Annotated in this window: 20 protein-coding genes and 2 tRNA genes; all 22 read right to left on the bottom strand. The window is 48.2% G+C overall.

The window, feature by feature from the left end:
* Positions 1 to 56: 56 nt before the first annotated feature.
* The 22 genes from MHB64_RS10005 to MHB64_RS09900 all read right to left on the bottom strand — a co-directional run bounded on the left by MHB64_RS10005 (position 57) and on the right by MHB64_RS09900 (position 19,627).
* On the bottom strand, positions 57 to 1,967 hold the full coding sequence (locus tag MHB64_RS10005; RefSeq protein WP_341134320.1) for a beta-N-acetylhexosaminidase: 1,911 nt from the start codon (positions 1,965 to 1,967) through the stop codon (positions 57 to 59).
* Between the two features lie 62 nt (positions 1,968 to 2,029).
* A complete protein-coding gene (locus MHB64_RS10000; protein ID WP_445671635.1) occupies positions 2,030 to 2,890 on the bottom strand; it encodes a carbohydrate ABC transporter permease in 861 nt (286 codons plus the stop codon).
* 56 nt (positions 2,891 to 2,946) lie between these two features.
* On the bottom strand, positions 2,947 to 3,819 hold the full coding sequence (locus MHB64_RS09995; protein WP_094871496.1) for a carbohydrate ABC transporter permease: 873 nt from the start codon (positions 3,817 to 3,819) through the stop codon (positions 2,947 to 2,949).
* 32 nt (positions 3,820 to 3,851) lie between these two features.
* On the bottom strand, positions 3,852 to 5,189 hold the full coding sequence (locus tag MHB64_RS09990; protein WP_445671634.1) for an extracellular solute-binding protein: 1,338 nt from the start codon (positions 5,187 to 5,189) through the stop codon (positions 3,852 to 3,854).
* A 99-nt stretch (positions 5,190 to 5,288) separates the two neighbouring features.
* Positions 5,289 to 6,833, bottom strand: coding sequence for a helix-turn-helix domain-containing protein (locus MHB64_RS09985; RefSeq protein ID WP_280786976.1), 1,545 nt, complete (start codon positions 6,831 to 6,833; stop codon positions 5,289 to 5,291).
* Positions 6,834 to 6,869: 36 nt separating this feature from the next.
* Positions 6,870 to 8,651 (bottom strand): sensor histidine kinase, encoded by a 1,782-nt coding sequence (locus MHB64_RS09980; RefSeq protein WP_280786977.1) that lies wholly within the window; start codon positions 8,649 to 8,651, stop codon positions 6,870 to 6,872.
* Between the two features lie 403 nt (positions 8,652 to 9,054).
* Positions 9,055 to 9,127, bottom strand: a tRNA-Lys gene (locus MHB64_RS09975).
* 10 nt (positions 9,128 to 9,137) lie between these two features.
* Positions 9,138 to 9,213: transfer RNA gene (locus MHB64_RS09970), tRNA-Ala, on the bottom strand.
* A gap of 173 nt (positions 9,214 to 9,386) precedes the next feature.
* Entirely contained in the window at positions 9,387 to 11,855 is a 2,469-nt protein-coding gene (locus MHB64_RS09965; protein WP_341134317.1) for a hypothetical protein, read from the bottom strand.
* Positions 11,837 to 12,118, bottom strand: a complete 282-nt coding sequence (locus MHB64_RS09960) for a hypothetical protein (protein ID WP_341134316.1) — start codon at positions 12,116 to 12,118, stop codon at positions 11,837 to 11,839. Before MHB64_RS09960 ends, MHB64_RS09965 begins: the two co-directional genes overlap by 19 nt.
* Complete coding sequence (locus tag MHB64_RS09955; RefSeq protein ID WP_341134315.1) at positions 12,115 to 12,474, bottom strand: hypothetical protein; 360 nt, start codon at positions 12,472 to 12,474, stop codon at positions 12,115 to 12,117. Before MHB64_RS09955 ends, MHB64_RS09960 begins: the two co-directional genes overlap by 4 nt.
* Positions 12,475 to 12,555: 81 nt before the next feature.
* Positions 12,556 to 12,744, bottom strand: a complete 189-nt coding sequence (locus MHB64_RS09950) for a hypothetical protein (protein WP_341134314.1) — start codon at positions 12,742 to 12,744, stop codon at positions 12,556 to 12,558.
* Positions 12,737 to 13,054, bottom strand: a complete 318-nt coding sequence (locus tag MHB64_RS09945; protein WP_341134313.1) for a hypothetical protein — start codon at positions 13,052 to 13,054, stop codon at positions 12,737 to 12,739. Before MHB64_RS09945 ends, MHB64_RS09950 begins: the two co-directional genes overlap by 8 nt.
* A 277-nt stretch (positions 13,055 to 13,331) precedes the next feature.
* Entirely contained in the window at positions 13,332 to 13,535 is a 204-nt protein-coding gene (locus tag MHB64_RS09940; protein WP_076179078.1) for a hypothetical protein, read from the bottom strand.
* Positions 13,536 to 13,609: 74 nt separating this feature from the next.
* Positions 13,610 to 13,819, bottom strand: a complete 210-nt coding sequence (locus MHB64_RS09935) for a hypothetical protein (RefSeq protein ID WP_341134312.1) — start codon at positions 13,817 to 13,819, stop codon at positions 13,610 to 13,612.
* Positions 13,820 to 13,823: 4 nt separating this feature from the next.
* Complete coding sequence (locus MHB64_RS09930) at positions 13,824 to 14,519, bottom strand: N-acetylmuramoyl-L-alanine amidase (RefSeq protein ID WP_341134311.1); 696 nt, start codon at positions 14,517 to 14,519, stop codon at positions 13,824 to 13,826.
* 2 nt (positions 14,520 to 14,521) lie between these two features.
* Positions 14,522 to 14,833 (bottom strand): hypothetical protein, encoded by a 312-nt coding sequence (locus MHB64_RS09925; protein ID WP_341134310.1) that lies wholly within the window; start codon positions 14,831 to 14,833, stop codon positions 14,522 to 14,524.
* On the bottom strand, positions 14,833 to 15,027 hold the full coding sequence (locus MHB64_RS09920) for a hypothetical protein (protein ID WP_341134309.1): 195 nt from the start codon (positions 15,025 to 15,027) through the stop codon (positions 14,833 to 14,835). Before MHB64_RS09920 ends, MHB64_RS09925 begins: the two co-directional genes overlap by 1 nt.
* 68 nt (positions 15,028 to 15,095) lie before the next feature.
* Positions 15,096 to 15,617: a hypothetical protein gene (locus tag MHB64_RS09915; protein ID WP_341134308.1), complete on the bottom strand. Its 522-nt coding sequence runs from the start codon at positions 15,615 to 15,617 to the stop codon at positions 15,096 to 15,098.
* Positions 15,618 to 15,655: 38 nt separating this feature from the next.
* Positions 15,656 to 17,821, bottom strand: a complete 2,166-nt coding sequence (locus MHB64_RS09910) for a phage tail protein (RefSeq protein WP_341134307.1) — start codon at positions 17,819 to 17,821, stop codon at positions 15,656 to 15,658.
* Between the two features lie 18 nt (positions 17,822 to 17,839).
* Positions 17,840 to 18,349 carry a phage distal tail protein gene (locus tag MHB64_RS09905; protein ID WP_341134306.1) on the bottom strand — a complete coding sequence of 170 codons (510 nt, stop codon included), beginning with the start codon at positions 18,347 to 18,349 and terminating at the stop codon, positions 17,840 to 17,842.
* 66 nt (positions 18,350 to 18,415) lie between these two features.
* Positions 18,416 to 19,627 carry an acyltransferase family protein gene (locus MHB64_RS09900; protein WP_341134305.1) on the bottom strand — a complete coding sequence of 404 codons (1,212 nt, stop codon included), beginning with the start codon at positions 19,625 to 19,627 and terminating at the stop codon, positions 18,416 to 18,418.
* Positions 19,628 to 19,656: the final 29 nt, after the last annotated feature.

Below are 19,656 nucleotides of genomic sequence, written 5' to 3'. Positions count from 1 at the left end.
CCTTAAAGTTCCTGTATTGCGAATTCAGTTTCGATACGATTTCATAATTCCTCAACCTAGAATGGATTGATCACATGGAAAAAGACGTTAGGCGACGCCATGCGGTAATAATAACTACACCAGCCTGCACCTTTGTCGGTGAAACGGTTCGTCGTGCTATACAGCAGTCGTTCCTGCTCCAGCTCCTCAATCCGCTCGAGCTTTCCGTCCGCATATTCTAGCAGCCTCATGCTCGCTGTATCCAACCGGCTTATGACGCCGCCGTAACGAATATCGAGCACCTCCCAGCCAAACGGCTTGAACATCGATAGCCATTGCTTCCGGTGTGCGACCCTAAGCTTTTGCACAGCCTGTGAGATTTCAGGCAAAATGTCCTCAGCAATCCGCCTAAGCAATGCCTTGTCGCCACTGTCATAAGCCCTCTTCAGCTCAAGCCCGATTTCACTCTTCTGCTTCAGCACCGCACACAGCTTTTGCGGCACCTCGAACAAGTAATCCAGCTCTGCCTCAGGCTTTCTGCGGCTAGCAATTTCACTTTCTGTCCATGCATAATGTGCCGTCATATCTAACCCATCAATCTGTTTGTCGAACAGCCCCAGCAGTACATCCTGATACAACAGAAACTTAGACGGATTGCTCTGCTTCTGATTATTTGGTGCAGCTCCTGGTGTCTCGTCCAAATACTTCAGCCCCATGTAAGCATCTGCCTCGATGCCGGTGCAGAACCGAACGCGCTCGGCCAGTACCTCGTCAGACGGCGTGGAAGAAGAATAGGCATGCTCCGCATAAAACTGCAAGCCGAGCAAAGCGATGTACGGATTGCTCTCCATTCCATCGTCACCCCACATCGTCGCATAAACTTCGCGAATGCCTTCCTTCTTGCATACCGTCAGCGCTGCATCGGTCGCCGGCAAGGATAGCCCGTAATTGACACCGAACGTATTGAATACCCACACCGCACCCGCAAAAATAAGATTATTGCCGAGCGGCCGGTGTTTGGCGATCAATGTTTCGTAGTCCCTCTCCTCGACGTGGTTATAGTCCCAGTAAACCATATCTATGTCCTTCGGAATGCGGCTCGACATGTCCTCTGATATTTGCGTCTCATGGCCGTAATAATCTTCACCGTTCGCCGAAGCCAGCTTCAGGAACATATCGCTCCACATCATCGCTTTCAGCCCTAAGGGTCGAGTTACTGCGAGCACCCGTTCCAAATGGCCTGTCATAATATCAAAACGGCTCATATGTCCATTGCGATCCAAAAATTTACCCCGTCCAAGTTCTTCCGCTTCATCCATGCCGATGTGGATTTTCCGGCTGCGGAACGGTGCGCTAATGCTGACAATCATATTTTCGACCAGACGATCAGTCTTCTCCGCTCCAACTAGCAACGCGCCTTTTGTATCTTTATATTCCTTTACCGGCTCCCATTTCAGAAACTCCTCCAAATGAGCCAGTGTCTGAATGCTCGGGAACGCTTCAATGCCGAATTGATCGGCGTAATCGTCGATTTCCTTCAACTCCGCAGCAGAGTAGCGGCCGCGCATATAGCCGAAATAAGGCTCATCTTCGATCTCGTAAGTGTCTTCCAAATAGAGCATGACGCTATTCAAGCCCATCAGCGCCATTTTGCGCAGCATAAACTTGAAGCTTTCAACGGTCAGCACTCCATTGCGCGACAAATCAAACATCGGACCAATCGCATCGAATTGTTGTTGCTCTATAATTTGAAACTTCTCTCCACCACTAAACTTCTGAATCAACAATCCCAAGCCGCGGAAAAATTGATGTTTAGCGCCGTAACGAATATATGCGCTTTTACCATCATAGCCAACTTCCAGTTTTCCTGAAGACGATTCTATCCACACGGGAATTCCGTCCTCCGACGATTCTGACTTAAGTTCGGCAAGCAGCAACTGAAGCCCTGCTTGAAGCTCGCTCAATTCTCCTATAAAATGTAACTTCACTGTCAATCCCTCCACAAGAATGAAATATGTATAAAATTACACTAAAAACTCGATCAAGGGTGTTAACCTTTGACCGAGCCTGCAACCATGCCTTTCATAATTTGCTCTTGGAAGATCAAAAAGATGACGATGGTTGGTATTGCAGCAATAAACATCGCTCCCATTGTTAAGCTGTAGTCCGTTCCGAATCCGTCGGAGAAGAGCGACAAGCTGAGGGGCAGCGTCTTCAGCGCTTGAGAATTAATAAAGACGAGCGCGAAGGAGAAGTCATTCCAAAACCTTAAAAATGCAAGAATTGTAATCGTAGCCACGATTGGCAGAGACAGCGGGAAAATGATGCGTCCGAAGATTCCCCACCAGCCATTGCCGTCGATCATCGCCGCTTCCTCTACTTCTCTTGGAATAGATACGATGTAGGCCATTCCGAGGAAGATTGCAATTGGTAATTCAAATGCCGTATAAGGCAGAATGAGTGACCAGTACGTATTCAGCATCCCGAGCTTGTTCATGAAAATAAACAATGGAACGAGTGTGCTATGAATTGGAATGAGCATGCCGAGCAAGAACAATCCTTTTACAGCTCCACTCCACTTGAATGGGAATCGGGCAAGCACATAAGCAGCAAGCATGCCGAGCACAATAGTTAGCAGTAGCGCTGACATAGTAACTACTGTGGAGTTGAGCACCGCCCGGCCCATATTTCCGAGATCCCATGCCCGGGTTATGTTGTCGAGCTGCCAATGCTGCGGCCAGGAATAAGGACGATTGAAAAATTCCTGATTCGACTTGAATGCGCTTATTCCTAACCAGTATAGCGGATACAATGTAATTATGGCATAAAATAACAGAATGATTTTCGCAATTCCGGAAATCGGCTTACGTAACAGCGAGCCTCTCATCTTCTCCGACCGAGCGTTTATCATTACTTGCATAGCGATTCACTCCTTCATCGGCCGGGCTAACATTAGCCGACCGCCCATTACCCGCGTCTCTTCGTGATGATGTGATTTAGGCCAATGAGCACGGCGCTAATCAGAATAATCATTGTGGATACCGCAGAGCCGTAGCCGTAACGGTATACCGTAAAGGTGTTATTGTACATATATGTGGCGAGCAATTCTGTAGATTGTGCAGGTCCGCCACGCGTCATGACGATAACATGGTCGAATGCCTTTAAGCTCCCAGATATGCACAGTACGATGGTTACAACAACCGTTCCCCAAATCATCGGGAGCGTTACGAAAAATAGCTTCCTCCAACCAATCGCCCCATCGATCTTCGAAGCATCATTAATTTCCGAAGAAATATTTTGGAGTGCAGCGATGAAAATGATAAGATATGGCCCGATATTTGCCCAGTTAATCGGAATCGATACGGCAAACATATTGATTTTAGGGTCGTCTAGCCAAGTTCGAGTCCAAGATTCCAGTCCCAGCGTCTCCAATAATTGATTCAGTAAACCAATTTGCGGGTGATAAATATAACCCCAGATAAGACCGACGACGACTGTAGACAGCACCATCGGGAGAAATACGGCGGAGCGCATCAAGCGATTGAACATCGTGTTCTTAAGCAGGAGCAATGACAGCAGCAATGCGACCGATACTTGACCTATTACTGCCGAGACAACAAGGATCAGATTGTTTTTCAGCGCTCTCCAGAATACAGGGTCCTCTAATATCATTCGATAATTATCCAACCCGATAAGCTTGGCAGCACCGAGTCCCTTCCACTCAAAGAACCCGTAGTACGCTGACCAAAAAATCGGGACGATCGCAAAGATGATAAAAATGAGTAGTGCAGGAAGCAGCGCCATGATGACGAAGCTTCTGCTGCGCAATGATGCAGGCATGGCGGCAGCCTCCTTTACTTGCTTTTGTCTGATTACTTTTTAGTCGAACGCGCTTGCGCATCTTGCAGTTTTTTAGCAACATCCTCCGGCTTACCACCCATCATAAGCTCTTGAAGACCGTTGTTAATCACCTCGCCTGCTTCAGCAGATAAATAGGCGTCATATACCGGTGTAATTTCAGAATTCACAGCCAATTCGTAAGCTTTGAAGTAAAGCGGGCTTACTTTCGACTTATCCAGTTCTACTTTGTACATAACCATCGAGTTGCTTTCTGCAATCGCCTTTTGGCCGTCCGGTCCGCTTACTGCGTAGATCAGATCAAGTGCTGCCTGCTTTTGTGCACCTTTTGTATTTTTGTTAAGCGCGAAGCCAGCGCCAGCGCCGCCCGAAAGTGTATTCGCTTTGCCTGCTCCACCTTCGATGCCAGGCATAGTTGTGACTTCGATAGGTGCTAATTGCTCAGGTGTTGAGGATGCTGCAAGATTCGTAAGTGACCATGCACCGTTAATCATCATGGCTGCCTTGCCTTGAATGAAGTATTGCTCTGCCTGTGTGTTGTCGATGCTGTTTGCGCCATCTTGAAACGCTTTATTGTCAACGAGTTCTTTGTACTTACCCAATGCATCAATGAACACAGAATCTGTAAAAGACGCTCCATCTTGAGCTGCAGCTTTCAAAAACCATTCCGTGCCTGTCACGCGGTCAGCCAACGAACCGATAATCGTCGATTGTGCAACCCATGGCGCTTTATTGCCGAGGGCAATCGGCGTAATGCCGTTGTCGTTGAACGTTTTGATCGCAGTCATCATCTCTTCCCAAGTCGTCGGCACTTTTACACTATGCTTCTCGAAAAGATCTTTGTTGTAATACATGAACGAAGTTGCTGACATCCCGAGCGGCGCTGTGAAAATTTGTCCTTTTTCAAACTCATAGCGGTCGAATGCCCCTGCCAAGAAATTATTCTTCCATTCAGGGTATTTATCCATCAACTCTGTAATCGGTTGAAGCTTCCCGGCATCATAGAACTCTTGGGATTGGCTGCCCGCATAGACGAAAAATACGTCTGGCATTTCATTTGCTGCAGCCACTGTGCTTAGGCGTTGACGATAACCGTCAACCGGGATCGCTTGCGCGTCTACCTCAACATCTGGATGTTCCGCTTTATACTTGTCGATCAGGTCTCTAACCGCTTTGGCACGAAGGTCATCACCCGCGAAGTTATGCCATATTGAAATTTTCGTCTTTTCTACAGAGCCTTTGTTGCCTTCATTGCCCTGCTCCGTTTTTCCGCCATTGTTGCAAGCGGTTGCCAAAAGGGCAATCATCAAGATAATTGTCGTTACAAACGCAAATCTCTTCTTCATTCGAATATTCCCCCTTTAGTGATAACCCTAGTATAGATAAGACAGACGATAAGTCGTAGGGGGGATAATTAAGCGCTTACGGGGGATATTTTCACCTTCGGCCATTCATCTTGATCGATATTGCGAAGGTGTTTCACCACTGTACCGCTTAAAAAGCTGGTTAAAATGCTTCATATCCTCGTAACCTACCCGCCTAGCGATCTCGCTTACCTTCGCCGGCGTTTCCTTCAACAAACGGCTAGCCCATTCCATTCTCGCTTCCGTTACATACTCAATATAGTTTTTACCTGTTTCCTGTTTAAACAGCTTGCTAAAATAGTTTGGATTCATATGTACGCTTGCCGCTACCTGTGCCAAAGACAAGCTGTCAGCAAGATGCTCGCGTATATAAGCCACAGTTCGGTTTATGGCTTCATTTCTGCTCCCATTTAATCGTTCATACTGCGCATGGATTGCAAGCAGCATCTGCTGCAGTATTTCTTCTGGATTCGTTGAAAGCAGCTTCATATCCAGCTGTTCAAGCTGCGGAAGCTTCGGCATCGATTGACCCACGGATGCCGCTGCACGCTCTAACCAGCGGTATCCCCCAACGATCAACGAATGCAAATACGCTTGAACCGAACTAGGCGTCGCTTCCGTATCCTGCCTAATGCTCGCCAGTTCACCTTTAATCCACTGCTGTACGACTTCTCGGCTTCCGCTTCTCAGAACGGCGGTTAACTTACTCTCCACTTCTTCCGTACAAACGGTCCGCATTCCTTTCCGGTCTTTAATATCCTCATAAACCAGCAGCCTTGCTTCCTCTGCTAACCATCGGAAAGAGGTGGTATGTTCGGCGGTACGAAGGGACTCCCTCAATTCTGCCACATTGCTGGCCCATACACCGCATGCTGCAAAAAAAGGCTGGCGATAAACGCGCTCCGCCCGCTCCATCGACGCCTTAACCAATCGCTTCGCGCCCGGCTGCCCCCTGCGGAAAATAAGCAGCCATCCATATTCCCAATCCAGAATGACACAGCCAAGTGAATCCCTAATCATCGCAGCCGCCTCATTCATTTCACTTTCCGTCTCCTCCTTCATGGTCAGTGGAGACGCTGATGTCACTAGCCATAGCTCTAGCTTCTCCATATCCGATCCGAGCCTCAGCTCAGGATAATAGATCAACAGTTCCTCACTTTCACGCTCCGTCAGGAGATTGTCCCCGCGAAGAAACCGATCTAGCTGCTTCCAACGGAATGCCGTTTGATGGATGGCGCCTTGATGATCAGCCTCCCTTCTGCTGACGATACGCTGCTTCACGCGCATAACCGCAGTCATGATATCGCCAGGACGGCTATTTTTAAGCAAATAATCACTTATGCCTTCCCGCATCGCTTGCTGTGCATATGCGAAATCATCGAATCCAGACAATATAACAATTTCAATGTAAGGAAAATTCCGCTTAACCTCACGAGATAATTCCAATCCCGTCATTCCCGTCATCCGAATATCGGTTAGAATGATGTCAGGACACTCAACCGGAATGCGCATCAAAGCTTCCTCTGCGGAAGCAGCCGGCACAAGCAGCTCAATGCCATTCTCTTCCCATTTAATAACCGTGCTAATGCCGGTCCTAATAATGACTTCGTCATCTACAATTAAAAGCTTCATATGCAGACTCTCCTTCTTCCCCACAAAGGTTGCAATCTATTTGATTTCTGATTGGAGCGGAATAATCGTAAAGCTAACTTTAGTGCCGCTACCTTCTGCACTTTCAATCCGCAAGCCAGCTTCGTGCCCATAATGAAGCTGTAGCCGATTATGCACATTACGCAATCCGTAGCTGCTGCCTGCCGAGTCATTATTCTTCAGCGGATCAATGCCCAAATTTGCGCTTATCTTCTCCCTTAGCAGCTCCACTCTTTCCTTACTCATGCCGACACCATCATCCTGAACAATAAATGTTATACGCTCTCCCGCAGACAACGCTTTAACAATAATGCTTCCTTTACCCTCTCTTTTCAAAATGCCATGAAGCATCGCATTTTCAATTAGCGGCTGGAGCAGCAGCTTCAGCATTCTCAGATCCAGCAGCTCCGCCGGAATATCCGCCTCGTAATCGAATTTATCTGGATATCGAATGGACTGAATCTTCACATAATGATCTACATGCAGAATTTCTTGGCTGATTGCACAATATTCCTGTCCCTTATTTAAACTGAACCGAAGAAAATCACTCAATGAGCCAACCATATCCGCGATTCTTTCTTCTCCCTTCATTAGCGCCATCCAGTGGACTGACGACAACGTATTATATAGAAAATGCGGATTGATCTGCGCTTGAAGCGCCGACATATCTGCTTCCTTCTTCAACGCTTCGCTCAGCTTCACCTCATCGGTTAAATTAATAATTCGCGAGCTCATCCGATTATAGCTAATAATCAGTTGTCCAACCTCATCGATCGATGTGACGGGCAGTGTCGGCAACGGCTCGTCCGGGCTGGAATTCCTAAGAAACTTCGTTAATGCAGACAATGGTTTCGTTACCTTTTGAATAAGTACAAGTACGAACGCGATGACAAAGAGCATCGAAATGCTGACTGCAATTGCAGTTAACGTTAAAAAATACTGGTTCTGCGCTCTGTAAGCTTTTGCCGGAATGATCCCTACGAGCCTCCAGTTAACATTCGGCATCTGATAGTACAGTACTGTACTCCGTTCCTCCGCTTCCCGGTAATCGAACGAACCCGATTTCCCCTTGAAATCAACTATTCCGGGGAAATACTCGTTTAAGTTCTTGTTAGTCGAATATCCTTCTGGCCCAGCCAATATCTGATTTTGTCCGTCCAACAGCAGGGCGACGCCTTCCCCCTCTAGTCCAGCTTGCTTTAAATGGTTAGAGATAACCGATTGCGTCAAGCTAATTTTAAGCATGCCGATACTGTAATATTTGGATGTGCTGCGAATCGGCCGCGACATCGTAATGACATCCTCCTTACCGTCCGACGTAACGAAATGATGCACCGGAGACCACCACTTGGGATATTCCTCATAATAACCGGGATATTCGCTCTGAATATCGGCCCATTCTGATTCAAGGACGGATCTGAAGGAAACCGACGGCTTATTATCTTCATTCGATTCGATCATGACATTGGCGATATATGGTTTGGAAATCGATAATGTTGTAAGTAAATTAACGATCGAGGTTTGCTTTAACAAATCATGTTCCGGTGTTTTCAAATAGCTTTGGACATCCGGGTGGCCGATGAGGAATAGTGATAGATTCTCAACATCGCTCACCATATTTTCCAAATAGGCCCCAATTTGCCGAAGCGTGTTCATGCCTGAACTTTTCGCTTTCTCCTCCGTTAAACTTTCAGCAATATAATAGGAGAACAGTCCCAGAGACAACACCGGTACCAATACCGAAATAATAATCAACAAACTCAGCTTCTGCTTTAACGATTTACCCAACCAGTTTTCCATCGTATCCTCCGTTCATTACCTTTATGCTCTGTAGCCAAATTGTAGCTTTCATAACTTCTCAGAAAATATGTTTGCGCTTTCATAATACCCTAAGTCACACGTCCCGACTAGAGTCTATTGTTGGCTTGATGAAGCAATGCCTGGTCTTGAGGTCGTCGATGTACCGGGAGAGAGCACTGGATCTTACCTCAGCGCAAAAAAATAGACCGCCCTCTCACAAAGGAATACGGTCTATTTCCTGACTGATCATGCGAAAGCCGCTTCCCTTAAAAGCGGCTTTTGCACCGGGAGCTATGTTTCCGCACGGCTCTCCTTGCAATGAACGTTTTTTCTACCCAAAGTATAAAAAGCCACTCCGTCCCTAAACAACAAAAAAACGGCATTTCTGCCGTTTCTTTTAGGATGGACTCTCAGGGGCTCGAACCCTGGACAAATAGATTAAGAGTCTACTGCTCTACCAACTGAGCTAAGAGTCCATATGAAGTTTGGTGGAGCCAAGGGGGATCGAACCCCTGACCTCATCGCTGCCAGCGATGCGCTCTCCCAGCTGAGCTATGGCCCCGCGAATTACTCCGTTATGTCAACGGTCAGTCAACGTACAATCCGCTCGTATCAACGGTTTTTAGCGTTCAGTCAATCCGCTCGTATTCTTTCCGCCTAAATAATATATCACACGGGAGCGCATCGCTGCAACTATTTTTTACGCATATCTGTCGAATTGTGCGCGGAGTAATTTCACGCCTTCCTATACGCCCTCCCCCGCGCCTTAATCTCCGCTAAGACATCCGCTATCGGCCGCCCATATTTCCGCGCGTGTTCCTTCGTGATCGCGCCATTATCCACCGTCGGATAACGTTTGCCTACGAGAGGCAACGCGTCTGCTACGAATGGCGCTTCGTACTCTCCCTCACGTAGCCAACACGCGATAAACTGGTACTGCCGCGTAGCCTCGAACGCTTGCTGCGGATCGTCGAACGTTTTCGATAAATACGGCATCAAGCGCTTATACGTATCGACGTGAGTATTGCGAAATAAATGCCAGTTGACCGACGCGGCGAGTAACGTGTCTACGAATCCCGGATACGAGTGGAACGCGCTGAAATCGTGAAACGCGATGATCGGCGCTAGTTTATACTTCGGACCCTCGCGCAGCATCCGCTTAGTAAAGTGAACGAGTCCGCGCGACATAAATTGATGCGGCTCATTAAGTACGAGAAACGTTCCGGCACCGCGTCCATCTTGCGCTAGTTTAATAAGAAACGTTAGCATAACGATCCAGTATCCGAGTATCTCCTTTATGCGCTCGGGCATCGGTATTCCATCCGGCATCCTGCAGCGTATGATTACGACTTTACCCTCCGCGATCCAGCGGTATAAATCCATTGCGGGATTGTGCGCCTGGCAGAACATCGGCTTTAAAAACTCGCTGCTCGTTACCTGCGAAATCCTGCGCATGACCGGTCCGAATATCTGCCCCTGCTTGCCTTCGCTCATCTTATCGAAATCGCGCCACGTATCCATATCGAAAACGTCGTCCAACTCCGCTATCTTCTTCTTACGGAATGCCGCGCCAGTAAACATCGCCTTCATATCCGTTAGATCCCCGTTACACACTTTCGCCGCATCACGCGTAAACTCTGCCGTCTGAAACTTATCTTCGTCACCATCCGCGAGTAAAAAGTCCGTTAGATACTCCGCAATCACATCCGCCGCTATCCGTTTATCGCTTACGTTATTAAGTATCGTCTGCAGTCCGAGATATGGCGCGTATGCTGTATCCGCTAAGTTAATGTCGATCACGTCCTCCGGCGCTAAATGGTCACGTATCGCATCCGCCATGCCGCGCCGAGCTCCGCCCTTATCGCGATTACGTTCGTCTATGAAGTCCGGTATAACCGCGCCTATTCCGTGCTTACGTTTCGCCTCGACTACGAGATTGATCACGTGTTGATCCTTGCCCATGCGCGGCGATCCGTTGACCACGCGCGGCATAAACAGCTTATCCGGTCGATTCGTCGGAATGTAAACGGAATGCTCAACGCCGCGGTCCGTAGCTGTTCCCGCCAGTATCCCGCGTTCATCCAGGAAAGCGCGCGGCAACTCGATCTCAACGCGCCGATTAGACGCAAGCACATCCGCAAACTCCGCCTGTATATCCGCGGTTGGTAGCTGCGTTAATTTGCCGAGCTCATCTACGCTCATTATATTCGGAGCAATTTCGCGGACTTTCCACTCGCGTAGCTCCTCCGTAGCCTGGCGCGCTCTTACGTTAACCTTTACGCATTCCAAGCGATTATCACCGGAAAGACCCCCGTAGGCACCTGCGACTGACCGCGCCAGCATCTCGCGCTTAACGGGATCGGACGAAGTGACTGCGCACCTTATCGACGTCTTAAACACGGGCAGATTGCGCTTATTCTTTGTCTGCGTAGATAAGTCGCCATTAACGAGTAGCTCCGCGCGATCGGGATTAGGCAGCGCAGCTTTTACGGATTTCGGTGCGCGATTAGCTCCGTGAAATAGCGATTTCTCAACGCCGCTCATTACGTCTTCAAGCAACGTTTTAACTTCGAAAAAGATATGCGCTGCGCCCATCGCTAGTGATCGGAGTAACCGCATCGGATCGAATCCAGGTCGATATAAAAGACCGCCGCCCTCCCACGTTTCCCACGCATAGTCCGCGAGTTTCTTCCATTTAGCACGCGCTACGGTTTCAGTTCGGATAAACACGCTGACCGATTCGCCGGCGCTTAATTCGTTTGTAACGCCGAGTAATTCGCGGATAGGCGTTGTCTGCTCGTTATACCGGAAGTCCAGCGAGAACATGTCGTGTCGGCGGTATTTAAGCGCATATAAATCCGTATTGTCCTCCGCAGGTAATTCGAAGTCATCCGCTATCTCCAGCGTAGACTTGCGCCATTGCTCGTGGTTGCGAAACTTAACGCGGAACGCTTCGGCAAACTCGGCGGGCACCGCGCAATAGAACGAAATGGAATCTGCGCTCATTTGCGTAATCCACCAAAAGTCCGGAGCCGGCTTCGTAACAATACGATAGCCCTCGCGTCGTGCCGGAGTTCGCGCGGAGAATAATTCGTAGAGTGACCGCTGTAGATTACGTGAGGCAGAGTTCAGCGTTGTTACATGCGGAATAATTCGGAATACCGTGTACATCGCGCTCGCCTCCCCTACGTTAATACGCGCCATATCACGCCCACCCAAAACGTCAGAAACATGCGCCCCATCCATTTACCGTTGTTGCCGACGATCGGCCCGACCATCATTCCTAGCGCACATATGACGATGCCGAACGTTATGATTTCCGGAGAGTATGCGTTCATCGCCGCTATAATTCCGTGCGCTGTATCGCCGAGTACGCGCGACACAATTCCCGTCACTGTTTCCGTTATGTTATCGACTACGCCTCCGCCAATGTCCGGCAACGCTACGCCATTTAATCGGAGTATCATAGCACGCGCAACCAATTCCGAATATCTACCGCGTGGCGCACGATAATATATCCGATGCTGCCGCCCATTAGAAATTCGATCGCCTTCGTACGGTTGCCGAACATCCACGTAATGCCGGCGTATACAATAATACCGACGCAGAGCCAATCGGATATTCCGAGTACAGTCGTAAACACGGTCGCCCAAGTTGCGGAGCCTGCCGCTACTGATGACGCGAAAACGGTCTTAGGGATTAACGCGAGGTGAACGGTGGCGGCCGTTTTAGTTAACGCAGTCGGTACGTGAGGTCCACGAACTTTCGGCGATATAATACCGGATTGGAATGCGCCCCAATCGAGCGCAACGGTTTTAGTCATACGTATCATTCCTTTCGGTTTGGGTATACTAGGCGTAAATTTAACGCAGAGGAGTTGTTAATCATGGCGTTTGTTATCGGATTAATCGTCGGCGGTACTGTCGGAGCGATCACGCTTCTGTTCTAACTCTGCGGTCATTGCCGCGTACAGTAGCGCCTTTACGAATCCGCTAAAGTTCTTCGGACTCTTCTTCTTAGCCCATGCGAAGACTTTACGCTGGTGCTCGTTCTCAACGTTGAAATTAACGCCCTTGCGTACGTACTTACTCACGGTGGCTACCGTTTCCTATTGGGCGCATAGTTACCGGTTGAGTATTCGTTTGACTCGGCAGATCGTCGGCGGGCTTAGATTCCGCTACTACTGCGGCAGTCTTCTTACGCTTCGACCGATCAACTTTAGGCGCTCCATTACGGCTCTTAATCTCCGCCGTCAACGTTTCAATCGCGCTAACTACTTCAAGCACGCCGTCATCAACGTCTTCGGCTTCCGTGATTCCTTGCGCATAATCTGCGATCATCTCAGCGAGTATACCAACGGATACTTCTCCGGCCATACGTTTCAATAACGCTTTGTTTACCACCGCTATCGCCTCCTACGTTTTACGTATGTTTGATGTTATGCGGCAAAGCTCGGTCATTATGTCGTCAAATTTTACGACATTTTAGCGTGTGGACATGAAAAAGGAGCGCAGGTATCCACCGTCGCTCCCAAAGCGCGGATCGCGTAGGCGACCGCTTTACCCCTAGCGTATGACGGCGGGCTTGTACGTTATGCCGGACAGACTCGCGTAATTAACGCAAAAAAGGCGCAGCCCCTACGGATATTACTCCGTAAAGACTGCGCCTAATATTATGTGTTTACTTCGTTATTAATTCGCCGCTCGATGTCCGCACAATTAGCGTTTTACACTTCGGACATTTCGCGCTTCCGCCCGGTAACAGAGTCGTACGTCCGCACGTAGGGCAATCGACTTTCTCCGCAGTTGCGGTCTGTTTAATTGCGATAACTACCGCGATGATTATGCCGACTACAACTCCGAATACGATTACGCCTAAGAACATATTCGCCCAACCTCCGTTTATTTACTTTATATCTTATTATCGGAGAGTTTCCGCATTTTGTAAATATGCGTAACCTATTCCGTCTTATCTTTATTCGCTGCGTCGGAAATGCCTTCCGCCAACATATACGCAACACACGCGCCGACCGCACCAATTACGCCTGTTACGTGCAGCACCGTATTATCGCCTGCACCACCTGCCGTAAGTACCGACGTAGCTAGCGCGGCCAATAGCGCCCAAAACTTCCGCGAGGATAATTTACGTAAGATATCGTTTTTGCTCATCGTATTATTTCGCCTCCTTCGTAATAGTTGCGGTCTTTGTTACGTTATCCCACGCAATTACAGCGCCAAACTGATCGGACATCTCGCGCAATGGAACGTACACTGCTCCGTCAATCAATACGCCGTCCTTTGCCTTACATCCGTTAACTACCACATTAGCTTTATACACGATCATATCGTTGACCTCCTGTTTAATCGGATTTAACTTCGCCTCTACTAGCGCTTTAAACGCCGCCCATCCGGTCCATTTGCCGTTGTCGTACATTAAGCGCGGACATATTTTACCGGACCAATCGTAATGTCGGCGCAATCTATCTACGCCCCATCCGCGTTCCTTTAGCATCGAGGCTACAAGACTCGCCGCGTTATCAAGCGTCTTTACGTAGTTACCACTTTCGCATATCTCTACGCCGATCGACGTACGGTTGCCGGATTTCGCTGCGCTACCGTCTCCGCTATGCCATGCGTTCTCGGTCAGCGGTAGACATTCGATAGCCTCACGTTCGTCGATTACGATATGGAATGACGCTTGGCGATCGTTAGTGGGATTCGTTAGCCATGCGCGCTCATTTGCCGCAGTCGACGACGGATTGCCTGTATTGTGAATCGTAATAGTAGTCGCAGACATAACGTATCCCGGCCGCCGATTACACGCGGTCCCTTTCGGAATATAGTCCTTGCGGTAGTTAAACTCGCCCATATCTAAGCCGCATCCTTTCCGTTAATACTCGATTTAATTTCGTGTACATCTTGCGCCAGCCCTTCGTATTGACCCGCGAGCGCTTCGAACCGCGCCGTTAAACCTTCCGCTAAGCGCATCAACCGGTCTTCGCGCGCTAATGCTTCGCTGTGCATCCGTTCGCGCTCCGTCTTGGCTTCGCTACTAATCCGCTGCTCCCGTTCTTTTGCTTCGTCGGATATGCGGTTCATCTGCTTCCATAGCGCGTAGGCAATGACCGCAGCGGCTAGCGCAAATATTCCGTTCTTGGCGACCTCCGCCCATAGCGTTTCCACTAAGCGACCGCCTCCGTTTCAGGCGCGAGATAATCCGCTAATGCGCAGCCGATTTCGTCGTCTAGCGTACGAAGTACGGATAGGCGTGCTTCTGCGTTTGGCAGAACGGCTAAGACTGCGCTAATAGTTGCGGCGAGTTCAGCGGCGGGATTTGCGGTGTCTATCGTACATTCGAGTAGTGCGCGTGCTTTCATATAACGTCTCCTCTACGTAAAAAGAGCCCCGCCGGGAATGGCGAGACTCTTCGTTATTTATTCGTTTGTTATTCGGCAAGCTTAGCGTCAAGTTCGGCCAGTTGTGTTTTTAATCCGAGTAATTCCGTTCTCTGCTTAAGAACGACGCTTCGATACTCATCAGCGGTCTTCTTTGCCGTTTCTGCAAGTGCTCCGTTGGTGCTCATCTCTTTCGCTTGCGCTTCAAACATAGGGATCACGTTAGTTTCTAAATCTACTATGTTAGTTTCTAGTTTTGTTATTTCAGCGGCAACTTTAGCGCGGTCAGCCTGCATTTCCGCCGCAGTTTTTGTAGTAGGGGTTGATACTTCCTCCATAATTATTTTCTTCCCTTCCACCGTCAATTTAGCGCCCGATGCCTTCGCAACTGAACGAACGGGCGCATATGCTGTGCCGTTGATAATTATGGCGTCGTCTACCTTCGTACCGCTCTTTTCTATCGTAAATAACCCTTGGACTTTTTGACCAATTAGGCTAGCTGAATCAGCAAAGACAGACACGCCCGAAAATAGTAACGCGCCACCTATGACACCAGAAATAAATTTCTTCATCTAATAACCTCCGTAATAGTATTTACCTAATAGTACCATTACGCAGCAGATGTCGTAAACGTTCCACCGCCACTAGTTGCGTTAGCAGGGTTTCCGTGATTATGATTCGGTACGTTAACTGTATGTGTATGCCCGCGATCAGCTTTTGCGTCAATAGCTTGATAGAGTGAATTAATTACTTCTTGCAGAGTCGTACCTGATCCGTTCATTAGCGTCCCCCACGATCCGATCCGTACATATCCGCTAGAAGGGTTTAGGTAGACGTTAGACCCTGATATTGTCGCATTACCGTAGCCTTGCATAATAAAACCAGATGTTGGCGAGTTAAATAACACTGATTGATTACCGTTAGCATTAAAGATAATCTTACTTACTCCGCCATCAAACGCAGGTATTTGAATCCCGTTATTCGAGTCCGCATAAACGCCGAACGCGACGCTAGTAGGGTCGATCACTACGCGTGGATAAACGGAGTCCGACGTCTGTATCTTAGCGCCCGTTATCGTGCCGCCGCTAATTGTAGACGCGCTAATGTGTCCGCTAAAGTTACCGGAAACTGCGCTCATGATTCCGCCGCTCGTTACGGTAAACATCCCGTTGCCGACGTTAATTGACGAACCGACAATCGCGCCGTCCGTAAAGTTGGACGATAGGATATTCGCTCTATTCGCGGTCAGACTGTTCGCGATTAAGTTGCCCGCCATATCCAAACGGAAGGGCGCGCTGTTGAAATCGTTATGACCGGCGCTAATTCCGTTCGTATTGATCTTAACTACGTTATTATCCGCGCCAATCACCATTGATACGAAGCTTCCGAGTTGCCCTACGATTGTTTCCGCCACTACCCGTCCGGCCACGATTGCTGCGCGTGCTGTAGCGCCACCGTCCGTAGTTATAATGATCCCGTTTGACGTGAGTATGACTTGATCGCGCGCCTCCGTTTTACTCTGCAGTACGATTCCGCGCTCATCGTATTTAATCTCCGTTTTACTCGCGTTGATCTCATTAACTGCCAACCGCGCGAACTCCTCGAACACTTCCGCACGAATGCGCCCGCCGCTGAACACGTTATCGATTGTACGGCGCGACGATTCCAAGTCCGCAAGTATCTGCGTAAAGTCACGTTTCATAACGTTGGCGACCTTGAGGGACGTGTGCTTATCGGCGGCATACGGATATTCCGTCATTTCCGTGATGCGCGCGGTTATTCCGTCGAGTCCGAGTTCCGGATCAACTAGCGTAACGGTATCGCCGAGCTCCGGTCGCGCTTCGTTTTTGTCGAGCTTGAATAAGTCCGCAGCGCTAACGGATACTTCAAGCGCCGGCACTTCACGCTCAGCCAACCGTAGACGCGCCGCCGCCAGCAGTTTCAGCGGATCGGTAACGTCTTGCTCCGTAATCACATCGTCATAATACGGAACGCTGTCGGATGTCCAAAGCGCCGCGTATTGGCTGACGAGATAGTTAACGCGGAGAATGCCGTCTGTAATTGCGCCAGGTATTGCGGAGAGTCGCGCGCGCTCATCCGCAGTTAAGATGTCCGCAGATTGACCGACCCACGTCCGCGAGTCTTTCATTTCGCTGTACAGGCGCGTACACAGCGAATTTACATCATCCGCTAATGAGGCGCTGATCAAATTGCGGGTAAGCTGTACGCGATAATCCGCGTTTGCGTCGCCGATCTTCTTACGCAGATGTAGCGTAAAGTTATCTGGCACAACTTCCGCGCCGTACAGCGTAAGGACTGCGTTGAGCGCTTCAAGACAGTTACCGCCGCCGAAGTCTTTTACGTCAACGAGATCGAACGTATCGTCGACCGCAATAGAAAAGCGACCGTTCGTGGCGGCCGCTATTAGCGTAGTGAGTTGCGATATTTGAATACCGTAGGCCTCGCGGATGTACGAAGTGTACGGAACTTTATAATCCGCGAGCTTAAACATAACGTGCGAACACGTAACCTGCGCGGTTAGTTTGCGGTCTTCGCGCGATCGTTTCCGCGAGTTGATTACGTAATATTGACCGCGCTCATCCTTAACGTGACCTTTCAGCGGCAGCTTATCGCGGAAGTCATCCGACGTCATAGGAACCGCGAAGGTCATCGTATAGTCTGCGTTGATCCGCCGCGTTCGCGTAATATCGTATGCGCTGTTTAATATGCCGATCCGCTGGAAATGGCGGTCATACGATTGCAAGTAGCGTGACATATGCGCGCTCCTTTCGTGTTAATAGAGATAACGGTCGCGATGCGTAATCCGCGTAAGGACTGACCGTGTGGCTTCGTTATCTGCGTAGGTAACTTCGTTAAGTCCGAGGCCAAGCTCGAAGAAGTCGCCGTCGAGCATGTGAATCGCGTTGACTCCGTTCAGCGTTATCGTCTGTTTCTTCGTATCGATTACGAGTTTATCGCCAGGCGCGAAGTTTCCGGTAAAGCCGAGTTTATCAACGTGCATATAGCGGACTTTCGCGTTAAATTGCGTTGCCGACCGAATGCTCGCGGAGTTTAGGCGTTCGCGAATCATTTGCGTCAACATTTCCGTAGCCGAGGTGAAGGTTGCGGCGGACGGGATATCGCGCGTTGGTGCTCCGTCGAACTTTGTCGCGGTGTCAAATACGATACCGACCGCGAAGTCAGCGTTAAGGCGTGCGCGTGGTTCCGTTGCGGATTCTATAGTTACGTTGAAGTACGTTCGGATTACGTAAGGGCGATTAAAAGGTGCGCGGTTGAACGACATAGGCAGCGTCTCCTTTCGTGTGGGATATGTAAAAAAGCCCCGCGCGTGGATGCGAAGGGCTTGCGTTTAGTGCGTAGTATGGTCCGAATGTGTATTAAGAAATCTTTTTTCCGGTTTCCAAGTCAAACGTACATTTTTAACAGTCAGTTTTCTACCTATTGCTATGGAAGGTTTTTCAATGTATCTGTGCGTAATCCATGCTACGGGCAATGATACAACAGGAGTCAAAAAAATTGCATACCCAATTCCAATCGAGTTTCCTAGAAGTATAGCAAGTAACATTAAAACTAAAATATGTGTCAAATAAAGACTGTAAGATATCTTCCCTAACCATTTAAATGGGTATAGCATTAATAACTTCTGAGCTAAACTACTAGATAACACAACGGAAAACAATAACACAATTCCCACCCCTACAGTTAATTCATGTATATATCTAGGAAAGACGGGGATTACCTCACGTATTGCACGTGAATTTATAATAAATAGAGATAGAATAAATACAGCGCCTCTAAATACCGAAGACTTGTTAGATAAATAACTAACTATAATTACCTTGTATTTCGATAAGATAGCACCAAAAACAAAAAACATTGTGTAAAATGATGTAAGGGAGAAATCATATGTTAAATTGGACATAAACCCCTTTGTATAATTCGAAATAATAAAAAACACCACAAACGAAGATCCGATTAAAAATCCGATTATTACAAATGACTTTAACGCATTCCATTTGACAATGACCCATAATAAAAATGGGAAAAATAGAGAAATTCTTAATTCGTGGTAAAGCGTCCAAACAACTCCGTTCACATTTGGGGTATCGTAATTTATCATGAAGATATATGCTAACATCGCTTTCCACGAAACAGAATGATCCCAACGATTATCAAATGTGGCGCTCATTTCCTCAATGTTTTTTACACCCATTAGCGCTGAAGCGAGTAAGGTTGAAACAATCATAATTAAAATATAAGGTATATAGATACGAGAGAAACGTTTTAGTAAATAGGGATAATAATTAAATTCGTTGCCTTCATAAAAAGATATAGACAAAACAAAACCACTAAGCACAAAAAACAACAAAACAGGCTCCGTCCCTGCCCATAACAATTTTAAGGGGCTTTCAGTAATAAACTTAATGATGTCACTCTCATATACATTAGAATAATTGGCAGAGTGGAAGATTTTAAAAGAAATCATGCAGTGAAATATAACTACAGACATTGCAGATATACCACGCAATGAATCCAAATACTCTATTCTATTTTTGTTCAAATTTGAACCTCCTAATCCACAAATTGGTA

Source organism: Paenibacillus sp. FSL K6-2859 (assembly GCF_038008265.1).
Lineage (GTDB): Bacteria > Bacillota > Bacilli > Paenibacillales > Paenibacillaceae > Paenibacillus_AQ > Paenibacillus_AQ nitricinens.
Note: the sequence above shows the minus strand (reverse complement) of the source record. Positions and strands in the feature narration are given on the sequence as shown.

Coding starts and splice junctions, on each gene's coding strand:
- MHB64_RS10000 (WP_445671635.1), bottom strand. CDS start 2,890: ATGATAAACGCTCGGTCGGAGAAGATGAGAGGCTCGCTGTTACGTAAG.
- MHB64_RS09995 (WP_094871496.1), bottom strand. CDS start 3,819: ATGCCTGCATCATTGCGCAGCAGAAGCTTCGTCATCATGGCGCTGCTT.
- MHB64_RS09985 (WP_280786976.1), bottom strand. CDS start 6,833: ATGAAGCTTTTAATTGTAGATGACGAAGTCATTATTAGGACCGGCATT.
- MHB64_RS09980 (WP_280786977.1), bottom strand. CDS start 8,651: ATGGAAAACTGGTTGGGTAAATCGTTAAAGCAGAAGCTGAGTTTGTTG.
- MHB64_RS09965 (WP_341134317.1), bottom strand. CDS start 11,855: ATGGCGCGTATTAACGTAGGGGAGGCGAGCGCGATGTACACGGTATTC.
- MHB64_RS09960 (WP_341134316.1), bottom strand. CDS start 12,118: ATGATACTCCGATTAAATGGCGTAGCGTTGCCGGACATTGGCGGAGGC.
- MHB64_RS09955 (WP_341134315.1), bottom strand. CDS start 12,474: ATGACTAAAACCGTTGCGCTCGATTGGGGCGCATTCCAATCCGGTATT.
- MHB64_RS09940 (WP_076179078.1), bottom strand. CDS start 13,535: ATGTTCTTAGGCGTAATCGTATTCGGAGTTGTAGTCGGCATAATCATC.
- MHB64_RS09935 (WP_341134312.1), bottom strand. CDS start 13,819: ATGAGCAAAAACGATATCTTACGTAAATTATCCTCGCGGAAGTTTTGG.
- MHB64_RS09930 (WP_341134311.1), bottom strand. CDS start 14,519: ATGGGCGAGTTTAACTACCGCAAGGACTATATTCCGAAAGGGACCGCG.
- MHB64_RS09920 (WP_341134309.1), bottom strand. CDS start 15,027: ATGAAAGCACGCGCACTACTCGAATGTACGATAGACACCGCAAATCCC.
- MHB64_RS09915 (WP_341134308.1), bottom strand. CDS start 15,617: ATGAAGAAATTTATTTCTGGTGTCATAGGTGGCGCGTTACTATTTTCG.
- MHB64_RS09910 (WP_341134307.1), bottom strand. CDS start 17,821: ATGTCACGCTACTTGCAATCGTATGACCGCCATTTCCAGCGGATCGGC.
- MHB64_RS09905 (WP_341134306.1), bottom strand. CDS start 18,349: ATGTCGTTCAACCGCGCACCTTTTAATCGCCCTTACGTAATCCGAACG.